This window comes from Enterobacter cloacae complex sp. HYC074_NIDB (assembly GCF_056673345.1).
In genome coordinates, this window is record NZ_CP114214.1 from 3,906,024 (window position 1) to 3,928,039 (window position 22,016).

The 22,016-nt window shown below is 57.6% G+C and carries 21 protein-coding genes and 1 other RNA gene; 5 read left to right on the forward strand and 17 right to left on the reverse strand.

Features of this window, described 5'->3' with window-relative positions; translation table 11 throughout:
- Window positions 1-19 precede the first annotated feature (19 nt).
- Window positions 20-598 (reverse strand): YecA/YgfB family protein, encoded by a 579-nt coding sequence (locus tag O1724_RS19000; protein WP_003860099.1) that lies wholly within the window; start codon window positions 596-598, stop codon window positions 20-22.
- 167 nt (window positions 599-765) lie between these two features.
- Here O1724_RS19000 and zapA point away from each other — a divergent pair, with 167 nt between their 5' ends.
- The 3 genes from zapA to O1724_RS19015 all read left to right on the forward strand — a co-directional run bounded on the left by zapA (window position 766) and on the right by O1724_RS19015 (window position 1,941).
- Window positions 766-1,095, forward strand: a complete 330-nt coding sequence (gene zapA / locus O1724_RS19005) for a cell division protein ZapA (protein ID WP_003860096.1) — start codon at window positions 766-768, stop codon at window positions 1,093-1,095.
- A 41-nt stretch (window positions 1,096-1,136) separates the two neighbouring features.
- Window positions 1,137-1,320, forward strand: a non-coding RNA gene (ssrS, locus tag O1724_RS19010) — 6S RNA.
- 24 nt (window positions 1,321-1,344) lie between these two features.
- Complete coding sequence (locus O1724_RS19015; protein WP_126296853.1) at window positions 1,345-1,941, forward strand: 5-formyltetrahydrofolate cyclo-ligase; 597 nt, start codon at window positions 1,345-1,347, stop codon at window positions 1,939-1,941.
- 102 nt (window positions 1,942-2,043) lie between these two features.
- On the opposite strand, the gene serA is transcribed toward O1724_RS19015, so the two are convergent.
- Both serA and rpiA read right to left on the reverse strand, forming a co-directional pair.
- Window positions 2,044-3,276: a phosphoglycerate dehydrogenase gene (gene serA, locus O1724_RS19020; protein WP_017692705.1), complete on the reverse strand. Its 1,233-nt coding sequence runs from the start codon at window positions 3,274-3,276 to the stop codon at window positions 2,044-2,046.
- 266 nt (window positions 3,277-3,542) lie between these two features.
- A complete protein-coding gene (gene rpiA, locus O1724_RS19025) occupies window positions 3,543-4,202 on the reverse strand; it encodes a ribose-5-phosphate isomerase RpiA (RefSeq protein WP_003860091.1) in 660 nt (219 codons plus the stop codon).
- A 127-nt stretch (window positions 4,203-4,329) separates the two neighbouring features.
- Here rpiA and argP point away from each other — a divergent pair, with 127 nt between their 5' ends.
- The gene (gene argP / locus O1724_RS19030; RefSeq protein WP_003860089.1) at window positions 4,330-5,223 is read left to right on the forward strand and encodes a DNA-binding transcriptional regulator ArgP; all 894 of its coding nucleotides are present in this window, start codon (window positions 4,330-4,332) and stop codon (window positions 5,221-5,223) included.
- A gap of 48 nt (window positions 5,224-5,271) precedes the next feature.
- Here the strand turns inward: argP and O1724_RS19035 are convergent, their stop codons facing one another.
- The 7 genes from O1724_RS19035 to tkt all read right to left on the reverse strand — a co-directional run bounded on the left by O1724_RS19035 (window position 5,272) and on the right by tkt (window position 13,661).
- Entirely contained in the window at window positions 5,272-6,012 is a 741-nt protein-coding gene (locus tag O1724_RS19035; RefSeq protein ID WP_003860087.1) for an oxidative stress defense protein, read from the reverse strand.
- A 92-nt stretch (window positions 6,013-6,104) separates the two neighbouring features.
- Window positions 6,105-6,740, reverse strand: a complete 636-nt coding sequence (gene argO, locus O1724_RS19040; protein WP_003860085.1) for an arginine exporter ArgO — start codon at window positions 6,738-6,740, stop codon at window positions 6,105-6,107.
- A gap of 145 nt (window positions 6,741-6,885) precedes the next feature.
- Window positions 6,886-7,740, reverse strand: coding sequence for a small-conductance mechanosensitive channel MscS (locus O1724_RS19045; protein WP_022651818.1), 855 nt, complete (start codon window positions 7,738-7,740; stop codon window positions 6,886-6,888).
- Between the two features lie 187 nt (window positions 7,741-7,927).
- The gene (fbaA, locus tag O1724_RS19050; RefSeq protein ID WP_003860079.1) at window positions 7,928-9,007 is read right to left on the reverse strand and encodes a class II fructose-bisphosphate aldolase; all 1,080 of its coding nucleotides are present in this window, start codon (window positions 9,005-9,007) and stop codon (window positions 7,928-7,930) included.
- A gap of 92 nt (window positions 9,008-9,099) precedes the next feature.
- Window positions 9,100-10,263 carry a phosphoglycerate kinase gene (pgk, locus tag O1724_RS19055; RefSeq protein WP_003860077.1) on the reverse strand — a complete coding sequence of 388 codons (1,164 nt, stop codon included), beginning with the start codon at window positions 10,261-10,263 and terminating at the stop codon, window positions 9,100-9,102.
- A 49-nt stretch (window positions 10,264-10,312) separates the two neighbouring features.
- Window positions 10,313-11,332, reverse strand: a complete 1,020-nt coding sequence (epd, locus tag O1724_RS19060) for an erythrose-4-phosphate dehydrogenase (protein ID WP_003860076.1) — start codon at window positions 11,330-11,332, stop codon at window positions 10,313-10,315.
- Window positions 11,333-11,669: 337 nt separating this feature from the next.
- Window positions 11,670-13,661, reverse strand: coding sequence for a transketolase (gene tkt, locus O1724_RS19065; protein WP_003860074.1), 1,992 nt, complete (start codon window positions 13,659-13,661; stop codon window positions 11,670-11,672).
- A gap of 272 nt (window positions 13,662-13,933) precedes the next feature.
- On the opposite strand from tkt, the gene loiP reads away from it, so the two are divergent.
- Window positions 13,934-14,692, forward strand: a complete 759-nt coding sequence (loiP, locus tag O1724_RS19070; protein ID WP_003860073.1) for a metalloprotease LoiP — start codon at window positions 13,934-13,936, stop codon at window positions 14,690-14,692.
- A gap of 45 nt (window positions 14,693-14,737) precedes the next feature.
- On the opposite strand, the gene O1724_RS19075 is transcribed toward loiP, so the two are convergent.
- The 7 genes from O1724_RS19075 to O1724_RS19105 are packed head-to-tail and all read right to left on the reverse strand — an operon-like array spanning window position 14,738 to window position 22,006.
- Entirely contained in the window at window positions 14,738-16,378 is a 1,641-nt protein-coding gene (locus O1724_RS19075; RefSeq protein ID WP_100154207.1) for a thiamine pyrophosphate-binding protein, read from the reverse strand.
- A gap of 13 nt (window positions 16,379-16,391) precedes the next feature.
- Window positions 16,392-17,861, reverse strand: coding sequence for an aldehyde dehydrogenase (locus O1724_RS19080; RefSeq protein ID WP_414538833.1), 1,470 nt, complete (start codon window positions 17,859-17,861; stop codon window positions 16,392-16,394).
- A 9-nt stretch (window positions 17,862-17,870) separates the two neighbouring features.
- Window positions 17,871-18,641: an aspartate dehydrogenase gene (locus O1724_RS19085; protein WP_045337274.1), complete on the reverse strand. Its 771-nt coding sequence runs from the start codon at window positions 18,639-18,641 to the stop codon at window positions 17,871-17,873.
- A gap of 9 nt (window positions 18,642-18,650) precedes the next feature.
- A complete protein-coding gene (locus tag O1724_RS19090) occupies window positions 18,651-19,445 on the reverse strand; it encodes an SDR family oxidoreductase (RefSeq protein WP_045345620.1) in 795 nt (264 codons plus the stop codon).
- Window positions 19,429-20,199, reverse strand: coding sequence for an alpha/beta fold hydrolase (locus O1724_RS19095; RefSeq protein WP_058662848.1), 771 nt, complete (start codon window positions 20,197-20,199; stop codon window positions 19,429-19,431). Before O1724_RS19095 ends, O1724_RS19090 begins: the two co-directional genes overlap by 17 nt.
- A gap of 9 nt (window positions 20,200-20,208) precedes the next feature.
- Window positions 20,209-20,739 (reverse strand): cupin domain-containing protein, encoded by a 531-nt coding sequence (locus O1724_RS19100; RefSeq protein WP_063944470.1) that lies wholly within the window; start codon window positions 20,737-20,739, stop codon window positions 20,209-20,211.
- Window positions 20,740-20,749: 10 nt separating this feature from the next.
- Entirely contained in the window at window positions 20,750-22,006 is a 1,257-nt protein-coding gene (locus tag O1724_RS19105) for an MFS transporter (protein ID WP_126296854.1), read from the reverse strand.
- Window positions 22,007-22,016 lie beyond the last annotated feature (10 nt).

Sequence of the window (22,016 nt, forward strand, 5' to 3'; positions counted from 1 at the left end):
CTCCTGTGCGTTATTTTTCTTAGTGTAATGTTGGCTTGCGAACTTCCGGCGCGGTCGGCTGCGAGCGCGTAAAGTTGTCGTGGCACAGCAGAGACGCCACGCGCACGTACTCGATAATCTCTTCGAGAGACATTTCCAGCTCTTCCTGGTCTTCGTCTTCATCGTAGCCGAGCTGGGCGATATTACGCAGATCGTCGATCGCTTCACCCGCTTCGCCGGTCACTTTATCCAGTTTAGGCTGGGTTACGCCCAGGCCAAGAAGATAGTGGTTTACCCAACCCGCGAGCGCATCGGCGCGATCGAAGACGCTGACATCGTCGCCTTCAGGCAGATAAAGCTGAAAAAGAAAGCCATCGTCTTCCAGGGAATCGCTGGTTGCGGCGTGCATTTTACGCAGCGCTTCCGCCAGTTCGTGGCCAAACGCCAGCCCTTCGTTGGTGAGGTCGTGGATCAGCGGCTGCCATGAGCTGTCGCTGTTTCCGCCGCACAGTATGCCGCTGATCAGACCGTGCATTTCGGCAGGGGTCAGACCGACTCCCTGCTGGTTCAGTAACTGGTTTAAATCCTTGTAACCAGGCATTTCGTTCTGTATAGACATACGCATTCGTCATCAAAGGGAGGATATTCATGATATGCTACCACTTTGGACCCTGGTGATACCAGAAAAGGGCTTGTATCTTCACATCAGGGTAGCTATAGTGTCGCCCCTTCGCAGCCCCCGGGGCAGTAAGCGAAGGCAGCGCAGTCAATCAGCAGGAAGGTGGCATGTCTGCACAACCCGTCGATCTCCAGATTTTTGGCCGTTCACTGCGAGTGAATTGTCCGCCTGAACAAAGGGATGCCTTGAATCAGGCTGCGGACGATTTGAATCAGCGGTTGCAAGATCTAAAAGAACGCACTAGAGTCACAAATACTGAGCAGCTGGTTTTCATCGCCGCGTTGAACATCAGCTATGAACTGACTCAGGAAAAAGCGAAGACCCGCGATTACGCGGCAAGCATGGAGCAGCGCATTAAAATGCTCCAGCAGACCATAGAACAGGCATTGCTTGATCAAGGTCGCAGTCCCGAAAGACCGGGACCAAAGTTTGAATAACACTTCTCAGTTGACTATGGTAGAGTAACTGTGAAGACAAAATTTCTCTGAGATGTTCGCAAGCGGGCCAGTCCCCTGAGCCGATATTTCATACCACAAGAATGTGGCGCTCCATGGTTGGTGAGCATGCTCGGTCCGTCCGAGAAGCCTTAAAACTATGACGACACATTCACCTTGAACCAAGGGTTCAAGGGTTACAGCCTGCGGCGGCATCTCGGAGATTCCCTCTCTTTTCTTCTACCGACTACCATGACTCAACTCCCTGAAGTTTCTGCTTCACGCCAGGACATCCGTCAGCTTATTCGCCAGCGTCGTCGCGCCTTAAGCGCCGAGCAACAGGCACATTTTGCCCAGCAGGCCGCCGCCCGCATGATGGCCTATCCGCCTGTGGTGATGGCAAACACCGTCGCCCTGTTTCTCTCGTTTGATGGTGAGCTGGATACCCAACCGCTTATCGACCAGCTCTGGCGCGCCGGGAAAAAAGTTTATCTGCCGGTGCTACATCCCTTTAGCCGAGGCAATCTGCTGTTTCTGCACTACCATCCGCACAGCGAGCTGGTGGTAAATCGTCTGAAAATCACCGAACCCAAACTCGACGTGCGCGACGTGCTGCCGCTATCTGAACTGGATGTGCTGATTACGCCGCTGGTGGCGTTTGACGAGCAGGGCCAGCGATTAGGCATGGGCGGGGGGTTCTATGACAGGACGCTGCAAAACTGGCAGCAGTACGGATTGCAGCCGGTGGGGTATGCGCATGATTGCCAGGGCGTGGAGGTATTACCCGTACAGAAATGGGATGTGCCGTTGCCGGCGGTGGTGACGCCCAGTAAAACCTGGACCTGGTAGAATAAAGCCGGGTGGCGGCTACGCCTTACCCGGCCTACATAAATCCTCGAACATTGTAGGTCGGGTAAGCGTAAGCGCCACCCGACACCACAGACCGCACCATCAGTACAGCAGACGCGCGCGAATCGTCCCCGGAATGGCCTTCATGCTCTGCAATGCTTTCTCGGCGATGTCTTCATCCGCTTCAATATCAATAACCACATAACCCATCTGCGAGTTAGTTTGCAGATACTGCGCAGCAATGTTAACGCCCTGCTCGGCAAAGATCTGGTTGATGGCGGTCAGCACGCCAGGACGGTTTTCGTGGATGTGCAGCAGACGACGCCCACCGTGCAGCGGCAGAGACACCTCCGGGAAGTTCACCGCAGAGAGCGTTGAACCGTTATCGGAATATTTGCTCAGTTTACCCGCCACTTCCAGGCCGATATTCTCCTGCGCTTCCTGAGTAGAACCGCCGATGTGCGGCGTCAGGATCACGTTGTCGAACTCGCACAACGGAGAGGTGAACGGATCGCTGTTGGTGGCCGGTTCCGTCGGGAACACGTCAATCGCCGCACCCGCCAGATGTTTACGCTTCAGCGCGTCGCACAGTGCAGGAATGTCAACCACGGTGCCGCGCGCGGCGTTGATCAGCAGAGAGCCCGGCTTCATCAGCGCCAGCTCTTCCGCCCCCATCATGTTTTTGGTGGACGCATTTTCCGGCACGTGCAGGCTGACCACGTCGCTCATGTTCAGCAGGTCAGAAAGATGCTGCACCTGCGTCGCGTTACCCAGCGGCAGCTTGCTTTCGATATCGTAGAAAAACACGTGCATGCCGAGAGATTCCGCCAGAATACCGAGCTGCGTACCGATATGGCCGTAACCGATAATCCCGAGCTTTTTCCCACGGGCTTCGTAGGAGCCCGCAGCCAGCTTATTCCACACGCCGCGGTGCGCTTTGGCGTTAGCCTCCGGAATGCCGCGAAGCAGCAGCAGCAGCTCGCCAATTACCAGCTCCGCCACGGAACGGGTGTTAGAGAACGGCGCGTTAAAGACCGGGATACCGCGTTTTGCGGCGGCATTCAGATCAACCTGGTTGGTGCCGATGCAGAAACAGCCAATCGCCACCAGCTTTTCCGCCGCAGCAATAACGTCTTCAGTCAGTTGGGTACGGGATCGCAGGCCAATGAAATGGGCATCACGGATGGACGCTTTCAGCTCTTCAGTGTCCAGCGCGCCTTTGTGAAATTCGATGTTGGTGTAGCCTGCTGCGCGAAGGCTATCGAGCGCTTTCTGGTGCACGCCTTCAACCAGCAGGAATTTAATCTTGTCTTTCTCCAGTGATACCTTTGCCATTTACCCGACCCTGTTTTTATCTGAACTGATGTTGTGCTGGATATAAATCCCGTGCAGCCAACATATCAAAAAAAACTATTGCAGCAATATGAACGTTTGCGTCGGCACTCTGAAGAAAAGTCATACAGAGCAAAATGGCAGAGGAAAATGCTGCGGAAAATTACGAACGTGGCAGGATCGGCAAAAGAGGCGGAAAAACGTGACACAAGTCACCGAATTTAGCTTTTCAAAATTTTTTTAGCGGGGGGAGCGTTCCCCCCGTCAGATCATTTTACGATGGTTTTTACACCGTCAGCCGTGCCGATCAGCGCCACATCCGCGCCACGGTTGGCAAATAACCCTACGGTAACAACGCCTGGAATGCCGTTGATCGCATTTTCCAGCGCAATGGCATCGAGGATCTCAAGGCCGTGAACGTCGAGGATCACGTTGCCGTTGTCGGTCACCACACCCTGACGGTATTCCGGACGACCGCCCAGCTTCACAAGTTGACGGGCAACCGCGCTGCGCGCCATCGGGATCACTTCGACCGGCAGCGGGAAATTCCCCAGAATGTCGACCTGCTTGGAGGCGTCCGCGATGCAGATGAACTTATCCGCCACGGAAGCGATGATTTTTTCGCGGGTCAGCGCCGCGCCACCGCCTTTGATCATCTGCATGTGGCCGTTGATTTCATCCGCGCCATCAACGTAAATGCCCAGACGGTCCACTTCGTTGAGGTCGAAAACGGTGATGCCGAGGCTTTTCAGCTTTTCCGTGGAAGCATCGGAGCTGGAAACCGCGCCCTCGATCTGCCCCTTCATCGTGCCCAGCGCATCGATAAAGTGCGCCGCCGTCGACCCCGTACCAACACCGACAATGGTACCCGGCTGTACGTACTGGAGAGCGGCCCATCCTACTGCTTTTTTCAGTTCATCCTGCGTCATGATCGTTTTGCCTGTGGTGTGAAAACTCAGGGCGCATTATAGAACACGTCGAATGGATTTCGTCTGCCACGAAGGGAAAATTGTGTCATAGTGCAGATTAAGCAAAATTAAGGAGTCAGCCAGAGCAATGAAACGTCCGGACTACAGAACACTACAGGCACTTGATGCAGTTATTCGTGAACGCGGTTTTGAGCGCGCGGCGCAAAAGCTGTGCATCACCCAGTCCGCCGTATCACAGCGTATCAAACAGCTTGAAAACATGTTCGGGCAGCCGCTGCTGGTGCGTACCGTACCGCCGCGTCCGACAGAGCAAGGACAAAAGCTCCTCGCCCTGCTGCGTCAGGTTGAACTGCTGGAAGATGAATGGCTGGGCGATGAACAAACCGGCTCCACGCCGCTGCTGCTGTCGCTGGCGGTGAACGCCGACAGTCTGGCAACCTGGCTGCTGCCGGCCCTTGCGCCGGTGCTGGCCGACTCCCCAATCCGCCTGAACCTTCAGGTTGAAGACGAGACCCGCACTCAGGAACGCCTGCGCCGTGGCGAAGTGGTTGGGGCGGTCAGTATTCAGCCGCAGGCGCTGCCAAGCTGTCTGGTGGATCAGCTGGGCGCGCTGGATTACCTGTTTGTCGGTTCAAAAGCCTTTGCCGAGCGCTACTTCCCGAACGGCGTGACTCGCGCCGCGCTGCTGAAAGCCCCTGCCGTCGCGTTCGACCATCTGGACGATATGCATCAGGCCTTCCTGCAACAAAACTTCGATTTGCCGCCGGGCAGCGTGCCGTGTCATATCGTTAACTCGTCCGAAGCCTTCGTACAGCTCGCGCGTCAGGGCACGACCTGCTGCATGATCCCGCATTTGCAGATTGAGAAAGAGTTGAAAAGTGGTGAGCTGATTGATTTAACCCCGGGGCTGTATCAGCGCCGGATGCTCTACTGGCACCGTTTTGCCCCGGAAAGCCGCATGATGCGCAACGTCACCGACGCGCTACTGGCGTTTGGGCATAAGGTGTTGAGACAGGATTAATCGCTTGAATTCCCTCTCCCTGTGGGAGAGGGTTAGGGTGAGGGCAAACTACTGCGCCTTAGCCGCCTCAGTTTGCTGAGTTTGAGTTGGCTCCAGCTGGAACACCACATCAACCTGATCGTCGAACTGAATGGTTGGCTGCTCGTAGGTTTCCTGAGCAGAAACCGGCGCGGCGTCCGCCTTCATCATCCGCACCATCGGGCTTGGCTGGTAGTTTGAAACGTGGTAACGGACGCTGTAAACCGGACCGAGCTTGCTCTTGAAGCCGGATGCCAGCTGCTGCGCCTGATGAATGGCATCATCAATTGCCGCTTTACGCGCTTCGTCTTTATATTTTTCCGGTTGCGCAACGCCCAGCGAGACGGAACGAATTTCGTTCAGCCCTGCCTTCAGCGCACCATCCAGCAATCCGTTGAGCTTATCAAGCTGGCGCACGGTCACTTCCACAGTACGCACGGCGCGATAGCCTTTCAGGATGCTTTTGCCGTTCTGGTAGTCGTAATCCGGTTGGGTACGCAGGTTCGCAGAGCTGATGTCTTTTTTCGCGACACCGTTCTGTTCCAGGAAAGAGAGGTATTGCGCAACACGATCGTCTGCCTGTTTCTTGGCGGAAGCAGCATCTTTCGCCGCCACGTTCACTTCAATTGCCAGGGTTGCAACATCCGGTACCGCATCCACACTTGCCGTGCCTGAAGTGACAATGTGCGGGCCGTTTGGCAGTTCATTCGCCTGCACCGACACCGCACCTAAACTTACTAATGCCGCCAGGGCCATCACCTTAAACTTCACTGTCATTCCTCCATGTTGCGAAGAGTGCCCTGTTAACAGGGCTCATGCCAGCAAGCTTAGCGGGTCTTGTTCAGATGTCCATAAGACAACGCTTAGTTGAACAATCCCTGTACGTGATGAATGCCCTCTTTCGCCAGCTGGAAGGCAATAAACCACATCACCAGCCCCACCAGGGTATTGATAATGCGCTGCGCTTTGGCGGTACGCAGTCGTGGCGCCAGCCACGCCGCCAGGATCGCAAGACCGAAGAACCAGAGGAAGGAGGCGCTGACCGTACCGAGCGCAAACCAGCGTTTCGGCTCAACGTCCAGCTGTCCGCCCAGGCTGCCCAGTACCACAAAGGTATCAAGGTAGACGTGCGGGTTAAGCCACGTCACGGCGAGCATGGTGACGATAATCTTCCAGCGCCCCTGCTTCATCACTTCGGCGCTAGCCAGCTCAAGATTGCTGCTCATGGCCGTTTTCAGGGCACCAAACCCGTACCACAGCAGAAACGCTACGCCGCCCCAGGTAACCAGCGCCAGCAGCCACGGCGACTGCATCAACAGGGCGCTGCCGCCAAAAATCCCGGCGCAAATCAGCAGCAGATCGCTCACCGCACACAGCAGGGCAATCATCAGATGGTACTGACGGCGAATGCCCTGGTTCATCACGAACGCATTTTGTGGACCAAGGGGAAGGATCATGGCCGCACCTAACGCAAGCCCCTGAAAATAATAAGATAACATGACGTAATTCTCGCAGAGTTGTCCTGGAGGCAGACTATACTGCGGGAACGTCATTAGAGGAAATGGATAATATTAATTGGGGATTAGCCGGGCTAATAAAAGAAAAGCCCGGTGTCGCTGACGCTTACCGGGCCTACGGGAGACGTTACTCTGCTTCTTTGACTTTTTTGACGTTTACGTCCATCTGCGGGTACGGGAAGCTGATGCCGTTGGCATCGAAATCACGCTTGATGCGCTCCAGCACATCCCAGTAAACGTTTTGAAGATCGCTGCTTTTGCTCCAGATGCGCACCACAAAATTAATAGATGACGCGCCCAGCTCATTCAGACGAACGGTCTGCTCGCGGTCCTTCAGAATACGGTCATCTGAAGCAATGATGTTGGTAATCAGCGACTTAACCTGATCGATATCGGAGTCGTACGCCACGCTGATGATCAGCTCGTTACGACGCACCGGCTCGCGGGAGAAGTTAATGATATTGCCCGCAATGATTTTCCCGTTCGGGACTACCACAATGCGACCATCCACGGTACGCAGGGTCGTGGAGAAAATCTGAACCTGCAACACGGTACCGGCAATACCGCCCAGATCCACATACTCACCGGAACGGAACGGACGGAAGGTCACCAGCAATACGCCCGCCGCCAGGTTAGACAGCGAACCCTGCAATGCCAGACCAATGGCCAGACCGGCAGCACCGAGCACAGCGATGACGGATGCCGTCTGCACGCCGACACGCCCCAGCGCCGCAATCAGCGTAAAGGCGATAATGCCGTAACGGACCAGCGCGGAGAGGAAATCGGCGACTGTGGCATCAATGTGTCGTGCGACCATCACCCGGTTGACAGCGTTCGAAACGATACGCGCCACGATCATCCCGACAATGATGATGGCAATAGCGGCAACAATATTCACGGCGTAGCTCAGCAGTAGCGCCTGGTTGCGCACCAGCCAGTTACCCGCGTTATTGATGCTGTCTACAACATCAAGTTGTTCCATTTATTCTTCCTTTTGTTAAACCAAAACACAAAATCCATCCCCCATGGAGACAGGCAGGTCAGTAAAGGGTAAACAAAAAGCACCGGCTTTGCCAAACAGATCACAAAATCAGGTATTGCAGGATATTGAAAAAGCTTAAAAAAAGGCCCGCATATGCGGACCTTCTTGACGCTATGAACAGCTCAAATTACAGAACGTCAACCGCGTTCAGTTCTTTGAATGCCTGCTCCAGACGAGTAATCATAGAAGTCTGGGCAGCGCGCAGCCATACGCGTGGATCGTAGTATTTCTTGTTCGGCTGGTCTTCGCCTTTCGGGTTGCCCAGCTGACCTTGCAGGTAAGCTTCGTTGGTTTTGTAGTATTGCAGGATACCGTCCCAGGTTGCCCATTGGGTGTCAGTATCGATGTTCATTTTCACTACGCCGTAGCTTACGGAGTCTTTGATTTCCTGAGCAGAAGAACCGGAACCGCCGTGGAAGACGAAGTTCAGGCTGTTGTGCGGCAGGTTGTGTTTTTTGGACACGTATTCCTGAGAATCACGCAGGATGGTCGGGGTCAGAACCACGTTACCTGGTTTGTATACGCCGTGTACGTTACCGAAGGACGCTGCGATGGTGAAGCGTGGGCTGATTTTGCTCAGCTCGGTGTAAGCGTAATCAACGTCTTCTGGCTGAGTGTACAGTGCAGAAGCGTCCATGTGGCTGTTGTCCACACCGTCTTCTTCACCGCCGGTGCAACCCAGTTCGATTTCCAGGGTCATGCCCATTTTGGACATACGAGCCAGGTACTTAGAGCAGATCTCGATGTTTTCTTCCAGAGACTCTTCGGACAGGTCGATCATGTGAGAAGAGAACAGTGGCTTACCGGTTGCTGCGAAGTGTTTTTCACCTGCGTCCAGCAGACCGTCGATCCATGGCAGCAGTTTTTTCGCGCAGTGGTCAGTGTGCAGGATAACCGGAACACCGTAGTGCTCAGCCATCTGGTGAACGTGATGTGCGCCAGAGATAGCGCCCAGGATTGCAGCACCCTGAGGAATGTCAGTTTTCACGCCTTTACCTGCGATGAACGCAGCGCCGCCGTTAGAGAACTGAACGATAACTGGAGCTTTAACTTTAGCAGCAGTTTCCAGTACGGCGTTGATGGAGTCGGTACCCACGCAGTTAACTGCTGGCAGAGCGAAGTTGTTTTCTTTAGCTACCTGGAACACTTTCTGTACGTCATCACCAGTGATAACGCCAGGTTTTACGAAATCAAAAATTTTAGACATGTTGCTTAGTCCTGTATCTTCGGCCGTTAGAAATGGTGCGAGCTCTGATAAGCGCGCTGAAAATTGGGCAGGTTTCCCTGCCCCTGAATGGCTTACTTCTTAGCGCGCTCTTCGAGCATTGCTACTGCTGGCAGAACTTTACCTTCCACGAATTCGAGGAATGCGCCGCCACCAGTGGAGATGTAGGAGATCTTGTCAGCGATACCGAACAGGTCGATAGCTGCCAGGGTGTCACCACCGCCTGCGATAGAGAACGCTTCGCTGTCTGCGATAGCGTTAGCCACGATCTCAGTCCCTTTGCGGAAGTTCGGGAATTCGAACACGCCGACAGGACCGTTCCACAGGATAGTTTTTGCGTTTTTCAGGATTTCAGCCAGTTTCTGTGCAGAAACGTCGCCCAGGTCCAGAATCTGCTCTTCATCTTTGATGTCGTTAACAGATTTCAGGGTTGCGGTAGCAGTTTCGGAGAACTCGGTTGCCACGCGAACGTCAGTTGGAACCGGGATATCACAGGTACCCAGCAGACGTTTGGCTTCGTCAACCAGATCCGCTTCGTACAGGGATTTACCCACGTTGTGGCCTTGCGCAGCAACGAAGGTGTTCGCGATACCACCGCCAACGATCAGCTGGTCAGCGATTTTGGACAGAGAATCCAGTACGGTCAGTTTGGTAGAAACTTTAGAACCACCAACGATAGCGACCATTGGACGAGCAGGTTCTTTCAGTGCTTTACCCAGCGCTTCCAGTTCGTCAGCCAGCAGCGGACCTGCACAGGCGACGTCTGCGAATTTACCGATACCGTGGGTAGATGCCTGCGCACGGTGAGCCGTACCGAATGCATCCATCACGAATACGTCGCACAGCGCAGCGTATTTTTTGGACAGGGTTTCGTCGTCTTTCTTTTCGCCTTTGTTGAAGCGAACGTTTTCCAGAACAACCAGCTCACCTTCGGCAACTTCCACGCCGTCCAGGTAATCTTTCACCAGGCGAACCGGGCTGGACAGTTTGTCTTTCAGGTAATTAACAACCGGCAGCAGAGAGAACTCTTCGTTGTACTCGCCTTCAGTTGGACGGCCCAGGTGGGAGGTGACCATCACTTTAGCGCCCTGCTTCAGAGCCAGTTCAATGGTTGGCAGAGATGCACGGATACGCGCGTCGCTGGTCACTTTGCCATCTTTAACCGGTACGTTCAGATCGGCACGGATGAAAACGCGTTTACCTGCCAGATCCAGATCGGTCATCTTAATTACAGACATGGTGAATCCTCTCGTTGATTCTTAAAGTTTTGCAAGCGCAAGGTGCGCTCTACCTGAAACCTTTCGCGGCCATGGCTAACGTGGTGTCGAGCATTCGGTTAGCAAAGCCCCATTCGTTATCACACCAGACCAGCGTCTTGATGAGGTGCGCACCACTGACTCGCGTCTGCGTGCCATCCACGATGGCGCTATGCGGGTCGTGGTTAAAATCTACTGAGACCAACGGTAATTCCGTATAGTCAACTATACCATGAAATGCTCCCTGTGCCGCTTTTTGCAGCAACAGGTTGACTTCACAGGCTTTTACCGGTTTTTTCACCGTCACGCTAAGATCGATTGCGGTGACGTTTATCGTCGGAACGCGCACGGCAATCGCTTCAAAACGGTCGTTAAACTGCGGGAAAATACGGGTGATCCCGGCAGCCAGTTTCGTATCCACCGGAATGATTGACTGGCTCGCCGCGCGAGTGCGTCGTAAATCCGGATGGTAGGCGTCGATTACCTGCTGATCGTGCATGGCGGAGTGAATCGTGGTCACGGTGCCGGATTCAATGCCATAAGCATCGTCTAACAGTTTAATGACCGGAATAATGCAGTTGGTGGTGCAGGAGGCGTTGGAGACAATGCGGTGTTCAGCGTGCAGCTCGTGCTGGTTAACACCAAACACGACGGTGGCGTCGAGGTCGTTACTGCCGGGATGGGAGAACAGCACTTTTTTCGCGCCAGCATTCAGATGCGCTTCGCCATGTTCACGGTTACCGTACACGCCGGTACAGTCCAGCACCACATCCACACCCAGTTCGCGCCAGGGCAGCCCTTCAATACTGTTCTCATGCAGCACGCGGATGGCATCGTCACCGACGAACAGCTGTTCCCTTTCCTGGCGAACGTCCCAGGCAAAGCGACCGTGGCTGGTGTCATATTTCAACAAATGTGCCATGCCCGCAGCATCCGCCAGTTCATTGATTGCCACCACGGTGATTTCCGCACGACGCCCGGATTCATATAAAGCACGAACCACGTTGCGCCCGATGCGACCGAAGCCATTAATCGCTACGCGTACGGTCATAGATCTCCTGCAAAGCTATCCCTGAGTTTGAGGTGGCTGAAAGAGTAATCCAGCGACGCCCGAAGGGGAATCCTTGCTGTCACAAACTGCGATTGATTGGTCAATTGTCGAACATTTAATCGACTGAAACGCTTCAGCAAGAATAAGCGAATCGGGGAATAAAAGGAATGTCTGTCCAGATGAATAAGCGAGCTATATGACTTGCGTCACATTTTGGGTGGAATAATGCTAACAAAAAAGCCGGGTGGCGCGTTAGCGCTTACCCGGCCTACTTTATTCTCCCTCTCCCCGTGGGTGAGAGCCAGGGTGAGGGCATCAGCCCGCACCGGACAAACAATTACAGCAGTTCTTTCGCCTTAGCGACAACGTTTTCAACGGTGAAGCCGAACTCTTCAAACAGCTGTTCAGCTGGCGCAGACTCACCAAACGTGGTCATCCCGACGATAGCGCCGTTCAGACCCACGTATTTGAACCAGTAGTCTGCGATACCCGCTTCCACTGCCACGCGAGCGGAGACCGCTTTAGGCAGTACGGATTCGCGGTACGCGGCATCCTGCTTGTCGAACGCATCGGTAGACGGCATGGAAACCACACGCGCCTTCACGCCTTCGGCAGTCAGTTTTTCCCATGCTGCTACAGCCAGTTCAACTTCTGAACCGGTGGCGATGAAGATCAGCTCAGGCTGGCCCGCGCAATCTTTCAGCACGTAACCACCGCGTGCGATGTTCGCCAGCTGCTCTGGAGTACGCTCCTGCTGCGCCAGGTTCTGACGGGAGAGGATCAGCGCGGTTGGACCGTCCTGACGCTCAACGCCGTATTTCCACGCCACCGCAGATTCAACCTGGTCACATGGACGCCATGTGCTCATGTTCGGGGTCACGCGCAGGGAAGCCACCTGCTCTACTGGCTGGTGAGTTGGACCATCTTCGCCCAGACCGATGGAGTCGTGGGTGTAGACCATCACCTGACGCTGTTTCATCAGCGCAGCCATACGCACGGCGTTACGTGCATATTCCACAAACATCAGGAAGGTAGAAGTGTACGGCAGGAAACCACCGTGCAGAGCGATACCGTTGGCAATCGCAGTCATACCGAACTCACGTACACCGTAATGGATGTAGTTACCGGCAGTATCTTCGTTGATTGGCTTAGATCCGGACCACAGGGTCAGGTTTGATGGCGCCAGGTCAGCGGAGCCGCCGAGGAATTCTGGAAGCAGAGGGCCAAACGCTTCGATCGCATTCTGAGATGCTTTACGGCTGGCGATCTTGGCTGGGTTCGCCTGCAACTTCGCGATGAACTCGTTCGCTTTGGCGTCGAAGTCAGACGGCATGTCACCTTTCATACGACGGGTGAACTCAGCCGCTTCCTGTGGGAAGGCTTTCGCGTAAGCCGCGAACTTCTCGTTCCAGGCCGCTTCTTTCGCCTGACCCACTTCTTTCGCATCCCACTGAGCGTAGATTTCAGACGGGATTTCGAAGGCAGGGTGTTTCCAGCCCAGCGCTTCACGGGTCAGTGCAATTTCCGCGTCGCCCAGCGGTGCGCCGTGGGAGTCGTGAGTGCCCGCTTTGTTCGGAGAACCGAAGCCGATGATGGTTTTGCACATCAGCAGGGACGGTTTGTCGGTCACGGCGCGCGCTTCTTCTACGGCACGTTTAATCGAGTCAGCATCGTGGCCATCAACGCCGCGCACAACGTGCCAGCCGTAGGCTTCGAAACGTGCTGCGGTGTCGTCAGTGAACCAGCCTTCAACATGACCGTCGATGGAGATACCGTTGTCGTCGTAGAACGCAACCAGTTTACCCAGCTTCAGGGTGCCTGCCAGGGAGCACACTTCGTGAGAAATGCCTTCCATCATGCAGCCGTCGCCCAGGAAGGCGTAGGTGAAGTGGTCAACGATATCGTGGCCAGGACGGTTAAACTGCGCCGCCAGGGTCTTCTCTGCAATCGCCATACCTACGGCGTTAGCGATGCCCTGACCCAGCGGACCGGTAGTGGTTTCAACGCCAGCGGTGTAGCCCACTTCCGGGTGGCCTGGAGTTTTGGAGTGCAGCTGACGGAAGTTTTTCAGCTCTTCGATTGGCAGATCGTAGCCAGTGAGGTGCAGCAGGCTGTAGATCAGCATAGAGCCGTGGCCGTTAGACAGCACGAAACGGTCGCGGTCTGCCCATGCCGGGTTCTGCGGGTTGTGGTTAAGGAAATCACGCCACAGGACTTCGGCGATGTCAGCCATGCCCATAGGGGCGCCCGGGTGGCCGGATTTGGCTTTCTGTACTGCGTCCATGCTCAGCGCACGAATAGCATTAGCAAGCTCTTTACGTGAGGACATTTTAACTCCAGATCGGACTGTTAAAGGCCATGCCCTTGACGACAGCGCGTTTTGGGCTACGCCGGAAAAAAGTGCCAACAATGTAACCCAAGCCGCAGGGCATGTACATGGACCATTCTTTGGCAGCTTAAGAAATCTCTGGATCATGCTCGCATGTTGCGCAATCTGCTCGCCCGCCCCTGTAGATATTCCTTATACTTAGCCCGACACCGGCTTCGTTGACGGTGCATTTTTCGGAATTAATTCAGATTAACGAGTACGGAAGCAACATCATGAAAATGCGTGCAATCGGGCTGGCTGTGGGAACAACGCTCCTGCTAAGCGGCTGTCAGAATATGGATTCTAACGGCCTGATGACCTCAGGCGCAGAAGCTTTTCAGGCCTACTCACTGAGCGATGCGCAGGTGAAAGCGCTGAGCGACGAGGCCTGTAAGGATATGGATGGAAAAGCTACGCTTGCCCCGGCAAACAGCACCTACACGCAGCGTCTGAACAAGATTGCTTCCGCGCTGGGCGACAACATTAACGGTCAGCCGGTGAACTACAAGGTGTATATGGCGAAAGACGTCAACGCCTTCGCGATGGCTAACGGCTGTATCCGCGTATACAGCGGCCTGATGGACATGATGACCGACAACGAAGTGGAAGCGGTCATCGGCCATGAAATGGGTCACGTTGCTCTGGGTCACGTGAAGAAAGGGATGCAGGTTGCGCTGGGCACCAATGCCGTGCGTGCAGCGGCGGCCTCTGCGGGCGGCATTGTCGGCAGCCTGTCCCAGTCGCAGCTGGGCGACGTGGGTGAGAAACTGGTTAACTCCCAGTTCTCCCAGCGTCAGGAGTCGGAAGCGGATGACTATTCTTACGATCTGTTGCGCAAGCGCGGCATCAACCCATCAGGTTTAGCCACCAGCTTCGAAAAACTGGCGAAACTGGAGGAAGGCCGTCAAAGCTCCATGTTTGACGATCACCCGGCCTCCGTTGAACGCGCGCAGCATATCCGTGACCGCATGGCGGCAGACGGTATTAAATAATACTCCGGCCCGGTGCGCGCCGCGCTACCGGGCAACAAGACTCAATCAGTACAGCGTTTTCTGTGGCGGCCCGGCAAACTTAAGGGCGCCAATCTGCCCCATCCGCACCTCTACCACCGACGGCCCCGGCATCGCTAACGCTTCCATCATCACCGCGTCAAAATCCTCGGCCTGCTCAACGCTCCAGGCCTGTAGACCAATCGCCTGCGCCAGCAGGGTAAAATCCGGCGTATGCAGCGCGTTATAATACTGACGCCCGCCAAAATATTTATCCTGAATACCACGCATTACGCCGTAGCCCCCGTCGTTCATGATCAGCAGCGTCACGTTGGCTTTCTCCTGCGCCAGCGTCGCCAGTTCGCCTAAATTGAGGCTCAGGCCGCCGTCGCCCACCAGCCCCACCACCTTGCGCTGTGGGTTGGCAATCGCGGTGCCGATAGCCATCGGCAGGCCCATGCCAATCGCCCCGGCGAGGGAGTGAATATTCATCAGCGGACCGTTAGCCCTGAACAGGCGGCTACCCCACAGGCTGCCGGACACGGTGATATCGCGCACCAGCAGGCCGTCTTTCGGCAGGGCTTTCTCAATGGCGTCGTTAAGCTTCGCATAGGCGCCGCACTGCTCGCGCAGCCCCTGCTCAGCTTGCCCGACAGCCTGCTGTACCTGCGTATCCCACTGGGCGTTGCCCCACTCGCGGCCCTGCACTTTTTCAGCCAGCGCGCCAAGCAGCGCGGAACAATCGGCTATCAACGTGCTATCCATCAGATAGTTACGGCTTGCTGCCGCCGGGTCGATATCGAGCTGCACCCGCGGGGAAGGCAGCTCAAGCGTCCAGGATCGGGTTTCGTTGCTGCGCAGGCGAGAACCGGCCACCAACGTAAAATCACACTGCGCAATCAGCGCCTCAACCGGCGGCGAATTATGGAACGCGCGAAGGCTGGCGCGGTGGCTGTCCGGCAGCACGCCGCGCGCGTGGGTGCTGGAAATCACGGTGATGCCCGCATCCGCCAGTTTTTTCACTGCCTCAGCGCTACCCAGCGCCCCGCCCCCCAGCCACAGCAGCGGCTGTTTCGCCTGTTTGAGCTGCGCCCACAGCGCGTCAACCATTCCGGTATCCACGGCCGGAGCCGACACCGGTTTGATCGGAGCGGTTACCAGCGACAGCGGAATTTTGGCGCTCTGAATATCAATCGGGATTTCCACCGAGACCGGTCCACACGGCGGGGTCTGCGCGTCCTGGATGGCTTTATGCAGAATGGCTATCGCCTGATTCGCATTGCTGACGCGGTACGCCCGTTTTGAGCTGGCCTTCAGGAAGGTCAGCTGGTCACGGGTTTCATGGATAAACCCGGTGTCGGCGTCCAGCCAGGCTTTCTCAACCTGCCCAGTTAAATGCAGCAGCGGCGTGCAGGCATTCATGGCTTCCACCAGCGCGCCTACCGCGTTCCCGGCCCCCGCGCCGGTGCTGGTCAGCGCCACGCCGAGGCCGGAAAAGCGCCCGTGAGCATCGGCCATGGTGACGGAACCGGCTTCACCGCGCGCGGGCACAAAGCGGATATTGCCCCGCTGCCCAACCGCATCCGCGATCGGCAGGTTGTGAATGGAGATGACGCCGTAGATGGCCTCAACCTGATACTGCTCCAGCGTTCTGGCGATGGCGTCGCCGACGGTTATCATTTCGCTCATTGCTCACCCTTTCTCAGTCGCACCAGTGGTTGACGCTGTTACCCGTCGCCAGATAAATGCTCTTTTGTTGCATCCAGGCTTTCAGCCCCTGGATACCCTTCTCGCGGCCCAGACCGCTCTCTTTAAAGCCCCCGAACGGGGTCGAAATCGCAAAAACCTTGTAGGTGTTGATCCACACCGTGCCTGCCTCCAGCTGCTCGCTGAGACGCAGGGCGCGACCGGTATCGCGCGTCCAGATCCCCGCCGCCAGGCCGTACACCGAGTCGTTCGCCTCGTGGATAAGCGTGGCTTCATCGCCAAACGGCATCGCCACCAGCACCGGGCCGAAGATCTCTTCCTGACAGGCGCAGGCGCTGTTGCTCAGCCCTTCGATAATGGTTGGCAGAAAGAAGCTGCCGTTTACCAGAGCGGGATCGGCGGGGATCTCGCCGCCGCACAGCACGCGGCCCCCTTCACGCTTCGCCAGTTCGACGTACTGGATCACGCTCTGGCGATGTTTTTCGTTGATCAGCGGTCCTACATGGACGCCGTCGGTAAACGGATGTCCGACGCGCAGCCCGCGTGTTAATTCCAGCAGCCTCGCCATCAGCGGGGCGTAAATACTCTCGTGGATAAACAGCCGCGACCCGGCGATACACGCCTGCCCCGCCGAGCTGAAAATGCCGTAGCAGATCCCGCGCGCGGCCTGTTCGATATCGGCATCCTCCAGCACGATGGTCGGCGATTTGCCGCCCAGTTCCAGCGAGGCCGGGATCAGTTTTTCCGCCGCCACGTGCGCCAGATGACGGCCCGTGGTGCCGCCGCCGGTAAAGGATATTTTCCGCACGCGAGGATGACGCGCCAGCGCATCGCCAATCACCGAGCCTTTGCCCGGCAGGACGCTCAGCAGCCCGGCGGGCAGCCCGGCCTGTTCAAAAATCCGCGCCAGCTCCAGCGCCATCAGCGGCGTGGCTTCGGCGGGCTTGAGGATCACCGCGTTCCCGGCGGCAATCGCCGGTGCGACCTTCTGCATTTCGCTGGCAATCGGCGAGTTCCACGGCGTGATGGCCGCCACCACGCCAAGGGGCTCGTAGCAGCTCAGCGTCAGCAGATCCGGCTGGCGCGGCGTCGGAAGTTCCCCTTCCAGCAGCTCGCAGGCGGCGGCAAAGTAGCGCGCCGTTCCCGCCGCGCTCATCACCAGCCCGCGTGCTTCCGCCAGCGGCTTGCCGTTATCACGGCTCTGCATCTGCGCCAGCGCATCGACGCGGGATTCAATAAGATCGGCAACTTTATGCAGGATCTTCGCGCGCATGTGCGGCAGACTGTTACGCCATGCGGGATCGCGCCAGGCGCGCTCTCCGGCGGCTACCGCCTCCTCCAGGTCATCCAGACTGGCGGCATTCAGCGTCGCGTTGATCGACCCGTCTGCCGGAAAGTGGCTCTGCATCGGGTTGCCGCCGCCGCGTCGCCACTGGCCGCCGATAAAAATCTTCAGATCGTCCATCGTCACTCCTCAGCTCAGGGCCAGCTCGCGGCAGGCGCGCACCGCGCTCAGTGCCGCCAGGGTGGAGGTTTTAGGATTAGAAGCCAGCGGCAGTCCGCTCAGTTCCAGATGGAACTCGCCGAATAATCCTTCGACATGCAGCGTGTGGGTGTTACGTTTCGTTGCCGGGTCAACCATCAGTTGCACGCGGGTGTCGTCCATCCCGACGCCGCCGAGCGCCACGGTCGCCGCCACGTTGGCGTTCGCCGGGAACAGGCGCGCCGCCTCGCGGGCGCTGCCCTCGAAGAAAACCTTTGCCTCTGACACCGCATTCAGATCGATAAGCTGCTCGGCATAGCTGCCGCGCCAGCTGGCCGGGCTTTTGCGCGACTGATAGGTAACGCGCTCAAGCCCGCCCTCTTTCGCCGCCGCCAGCCCGTCGATACCGGCCACCGCACCGGAAAGCAGGATCAGTTTTCCGCCCGCGGCGAGCAGACGCTGCTCCAGCGCGCTGTCCGCCAGCGCGCCGGTGGAAATGATGGCCAGATGCCAGCCGCGACGCAGGATCTCTTCCCCGTACTGGGCCACCGCCTGCTGGCTGGCGCATTCCAGCACCAGATCCGGCGTTTGTGCGCACGCCATCGGCGACGTCAGCGCCTCGACCGCATTGCCAAACTGGTCGTGAATGGCGGGATGGTGAGACGCGCGCGCCACGATCCAGCCGATAGCCACGCCGGCGGGCAGGCGCTCAATCACCGCCTGCGCCATGGCGCCATAACCAATTAACATTACCTTTTTCATGATGCGTCCTTACAGATGGCGGCAAAAGCCGCCGGAAACGTCCAGCGCCGCGCCGGTGGTAAACGAGGCCAGCGGCGAGGCGAGGAACAGCAGCGCCTGCGCGGGCTCCTGCGGCTTGCCGAGGCGCGCCATCGGAATGCCGCGCTTGCGCGCGATCTCCGCCGTCCACTCCGGCCAGCTCTGGCTTTTATCCGCCCGGCTTTCAAAGCGGCGCTGCCACTGGCCGGACTCGACCATACCGAGCAGTATGGAATTGACGCGAATCCCTTTGCCCACCAGCTCTTTCGAGAGCGTCAGCGTCATGTTCAACAGCGCGGCGCGGGCTGCCGACGTGGCGATCATGTGCTCTTCCGGCTGAAGCGCCAGCAGGGAGTTCACGCAGGTGATGGAGGCGATGTCGGACAGTTCCAGCAGCGGCTGAAACGCCTGCACCGGGTTAATCACCCCGAACAGTTTGAGTTCGGCTTCGTGCAGCCACGCCTCGCGCGGCGTGTCATGGAAGTGCGCCACGTAGCCCTGCCCGGCGTTGTTGATCAGCATATCCGCCGCGCCAAAACGCGCCTGCACCACATCCGCGAAGGCCTGAACTTCGTCGGCATTCAGCACGTCGCAGCGGTAAGCGAAAATCTCCCCGTGAGGAAATTCGTTTTGCAGCGTCGCATGGGCGCTGGCGAGCCGGTCCGCGTCACGGCCGCAGAAGGCGACTTTCGCCCCTTCTCCCAGCAGCAGGCGCAGCGTTTCAAAGCCAATGCCGGAAGAACCGCCGGTGACTACCGCTACGCGCCCGTCAATTTGTGCATTCATCGCGCACCTCTTCGTTAATGCGTAAAAGCTGTTGGTTGAAAAACGCGCCGTTATCGAGATAGCTGGCGTGCCCGGCCTGCGGAATGGCGATAAACGGCATGCCGTAGCGCAGCGCCAGACCCTGAACCAGCTCCGGCTGGGTGATGGCATCCTGCTCGCCGCACCAGACTTCAAAACTGCCGGAATAACGCTTCAGCCAGCCGTGGATGTCGTCATGCGCCAGCATCCACGAGGCGGCAAGGTAGCCTTCCGGGCGCAGCACCCGCATGCCCGCCGCGACGGTGGCGATATCTTCCGCGCGCGCGCCGGGGCGCAGCAGCTTCGGGGCGCGGGTCTGGGCGAGGATTTCGCCCCCCAGCGCCATCTGCTGCTCGCGGTTGCGCCAGACCTGCTCCCGCTGCTCCGGCGCGGCATTGCCGTACCCCTGCGCCGCGTCGGCCAGCACCAGATGAATGACGCGATCCGGGAACTTTGCCGCAAAGGCGCTGGCCACCAGCGCCCCCAGGGAATGGCCGACCAGCACTGTCTGCCAGACACCGGCGCGATCCAGCATGGCCGCCAGCGCGTCGGCGTAATCCCCCGCGTTTGCCCGCGCTACGGCCAGCATCGGGCTTTCGCCATAGCCCGGCATGTCCCACGCCAGCACGCGAAAACCGTTCAGCGCCATCTGCTTGTGCCAGGAGGCGGCGCCGGAGCTGATCCCGTGCAGCAGCATCAGCGGAATGCCGCTTCCCTGTTCACGAAAACCCGTCATCATGCCCCCTTAGTTCCGCTTCACTTTGGAAAGTGGATGGTCGGACGGATAGGTCGGGATTTCCGGCTTATTGGCCCCCAGCATGACGCACATCAGCGCTTCTTCTTCGCCGTGGTTAAACAGGCCGCGATAGATGCCCGGCGGAACGGAGATCAGGTCACGCTCGCGCAGCACGGTTTCGGTGTAGTTGTCGCCGTCCTGGATCATCAGCGTGATCTGCCCCTTGAGCATGAAGAACACCTCTTCCACGTCGTCGTGCAGGTGCAGCGGTCCTTCGCACTTCGACGGCAGCACCATGGTGGAGAAGGTAAAATGGTCCGCCTGCACGGTGTTGGTGTCGTTCGCCACGCCGGTTGCGCCGGTGCCGATGTAGCGCATCTGCGCCCGGCGATATTTCGGATCAAAATCGGCCTGGAACTTCAGCGCGTTCCAGTCGTATTTACGGCCTTCGAAGCGCGCGATGCGCGACTCGACCCACTCTTCCATCGTCAGATGGTCAGGTTTGATGCCTGTTTTGTTGGTTACGATTGAATCAGTCATGACACTCTCCTCAGTAACGTCTCAGCAGCGGCAGTAACAGGACGCAGCCCACCGCCGCCATCACCGCCAGAAAAATCAGCCCGGAATCCATGCTGTGGGTAAAGGCGATAAGCGCGCCCATCACCGCCGGCGACAGCGCGCCCGCAAAGTTTCCCAGCCCGTTGAAGATACCGCCCGCCGTGGCGCTCACCCGGGGATGGGTGGCCTTCGCCAGCAGGGCGAAAATGTTGGGCGCGCCGGTGCCCCACATAAAGGTGCTGAAGCTCATCGCCGCGATGATGGCAAGCGGGGTGTCGAGGTGCATCACCGCCGCCAGCCCGACGGCCGCCCCCGCCATCGAGATAAAGCAGGCCGCCGCGCGCTTATCGACCCGGTCAGACAGCCACGCGCCAATCACTTCCCCTGCCAGCATGGCGATGAACGGCATCGACGACAGCCAGCCCGCATGCTCCAGGTGGATGCCTTTGCCCTTAATTAAGTAGCCAGGCAACCAGCCGTTGATGCCCCACAGGTAGGTCAGGAAAGCGATGTTAAAGATGCAGATGATCCAGAAGTGCGGGCTGACAAACAGCTCACGCCGCGCCGCGCGCCGCTCGTCCCGGGACGCCTGCGAGGTGCCGGGTTTTGCCTCCAGGCGGATACCGCGCAGACCAATGCGCACAAAGATAAGCACCGGCACGGTAAGCATGGCCATCACAAAGAAAGTGCTCTGCCAGCCAAAGGTGTTCAGCAGCCAGAGGGAGAGCGGGAAACCAATCGCCGCGCCCACCGGGGTGCCCAGCAGCCACAGCATGGTGGCGCGCGCCTGCAAATACTGCGGGAAGTTGTGGCGTACAATGGCGAAGGCCAGCGGGAACAGCGGTCCTTCCGCCACGCCCAGCAGAATACGCAGGACGATCATCAGCGTGTAGTTATGGGTAAAGCCCATCGCCACCATCAGCACGCACCACACTGCCATCATCCCGGTGAGCAGGCGCAGCGGCGCGATTTTGTCGCCTAAACCGCTTAAAAACACCGATGAGAAGCCATAGCTCAGCAGGAAAGCGCTCATCAGAATGCCGAGACGCGTGGTGTCGAAATCAATGCCCATCGCCTGCTGGAAATGGATATCCGAAAAGAGCGCCGCGATGCTGATTTTGTCGAAAAAGGCCAGCAGCACGCAGGCCAGCAGCGACAGCGGGATGGCCCAGCGCACCGCTTTTTCGGGCGTGCGGGTCCCCTCACCGCTCGCCTCAACCGGCGCGGTGTTAGTCTCTAGTGTGGTCATTTCTCCCCCT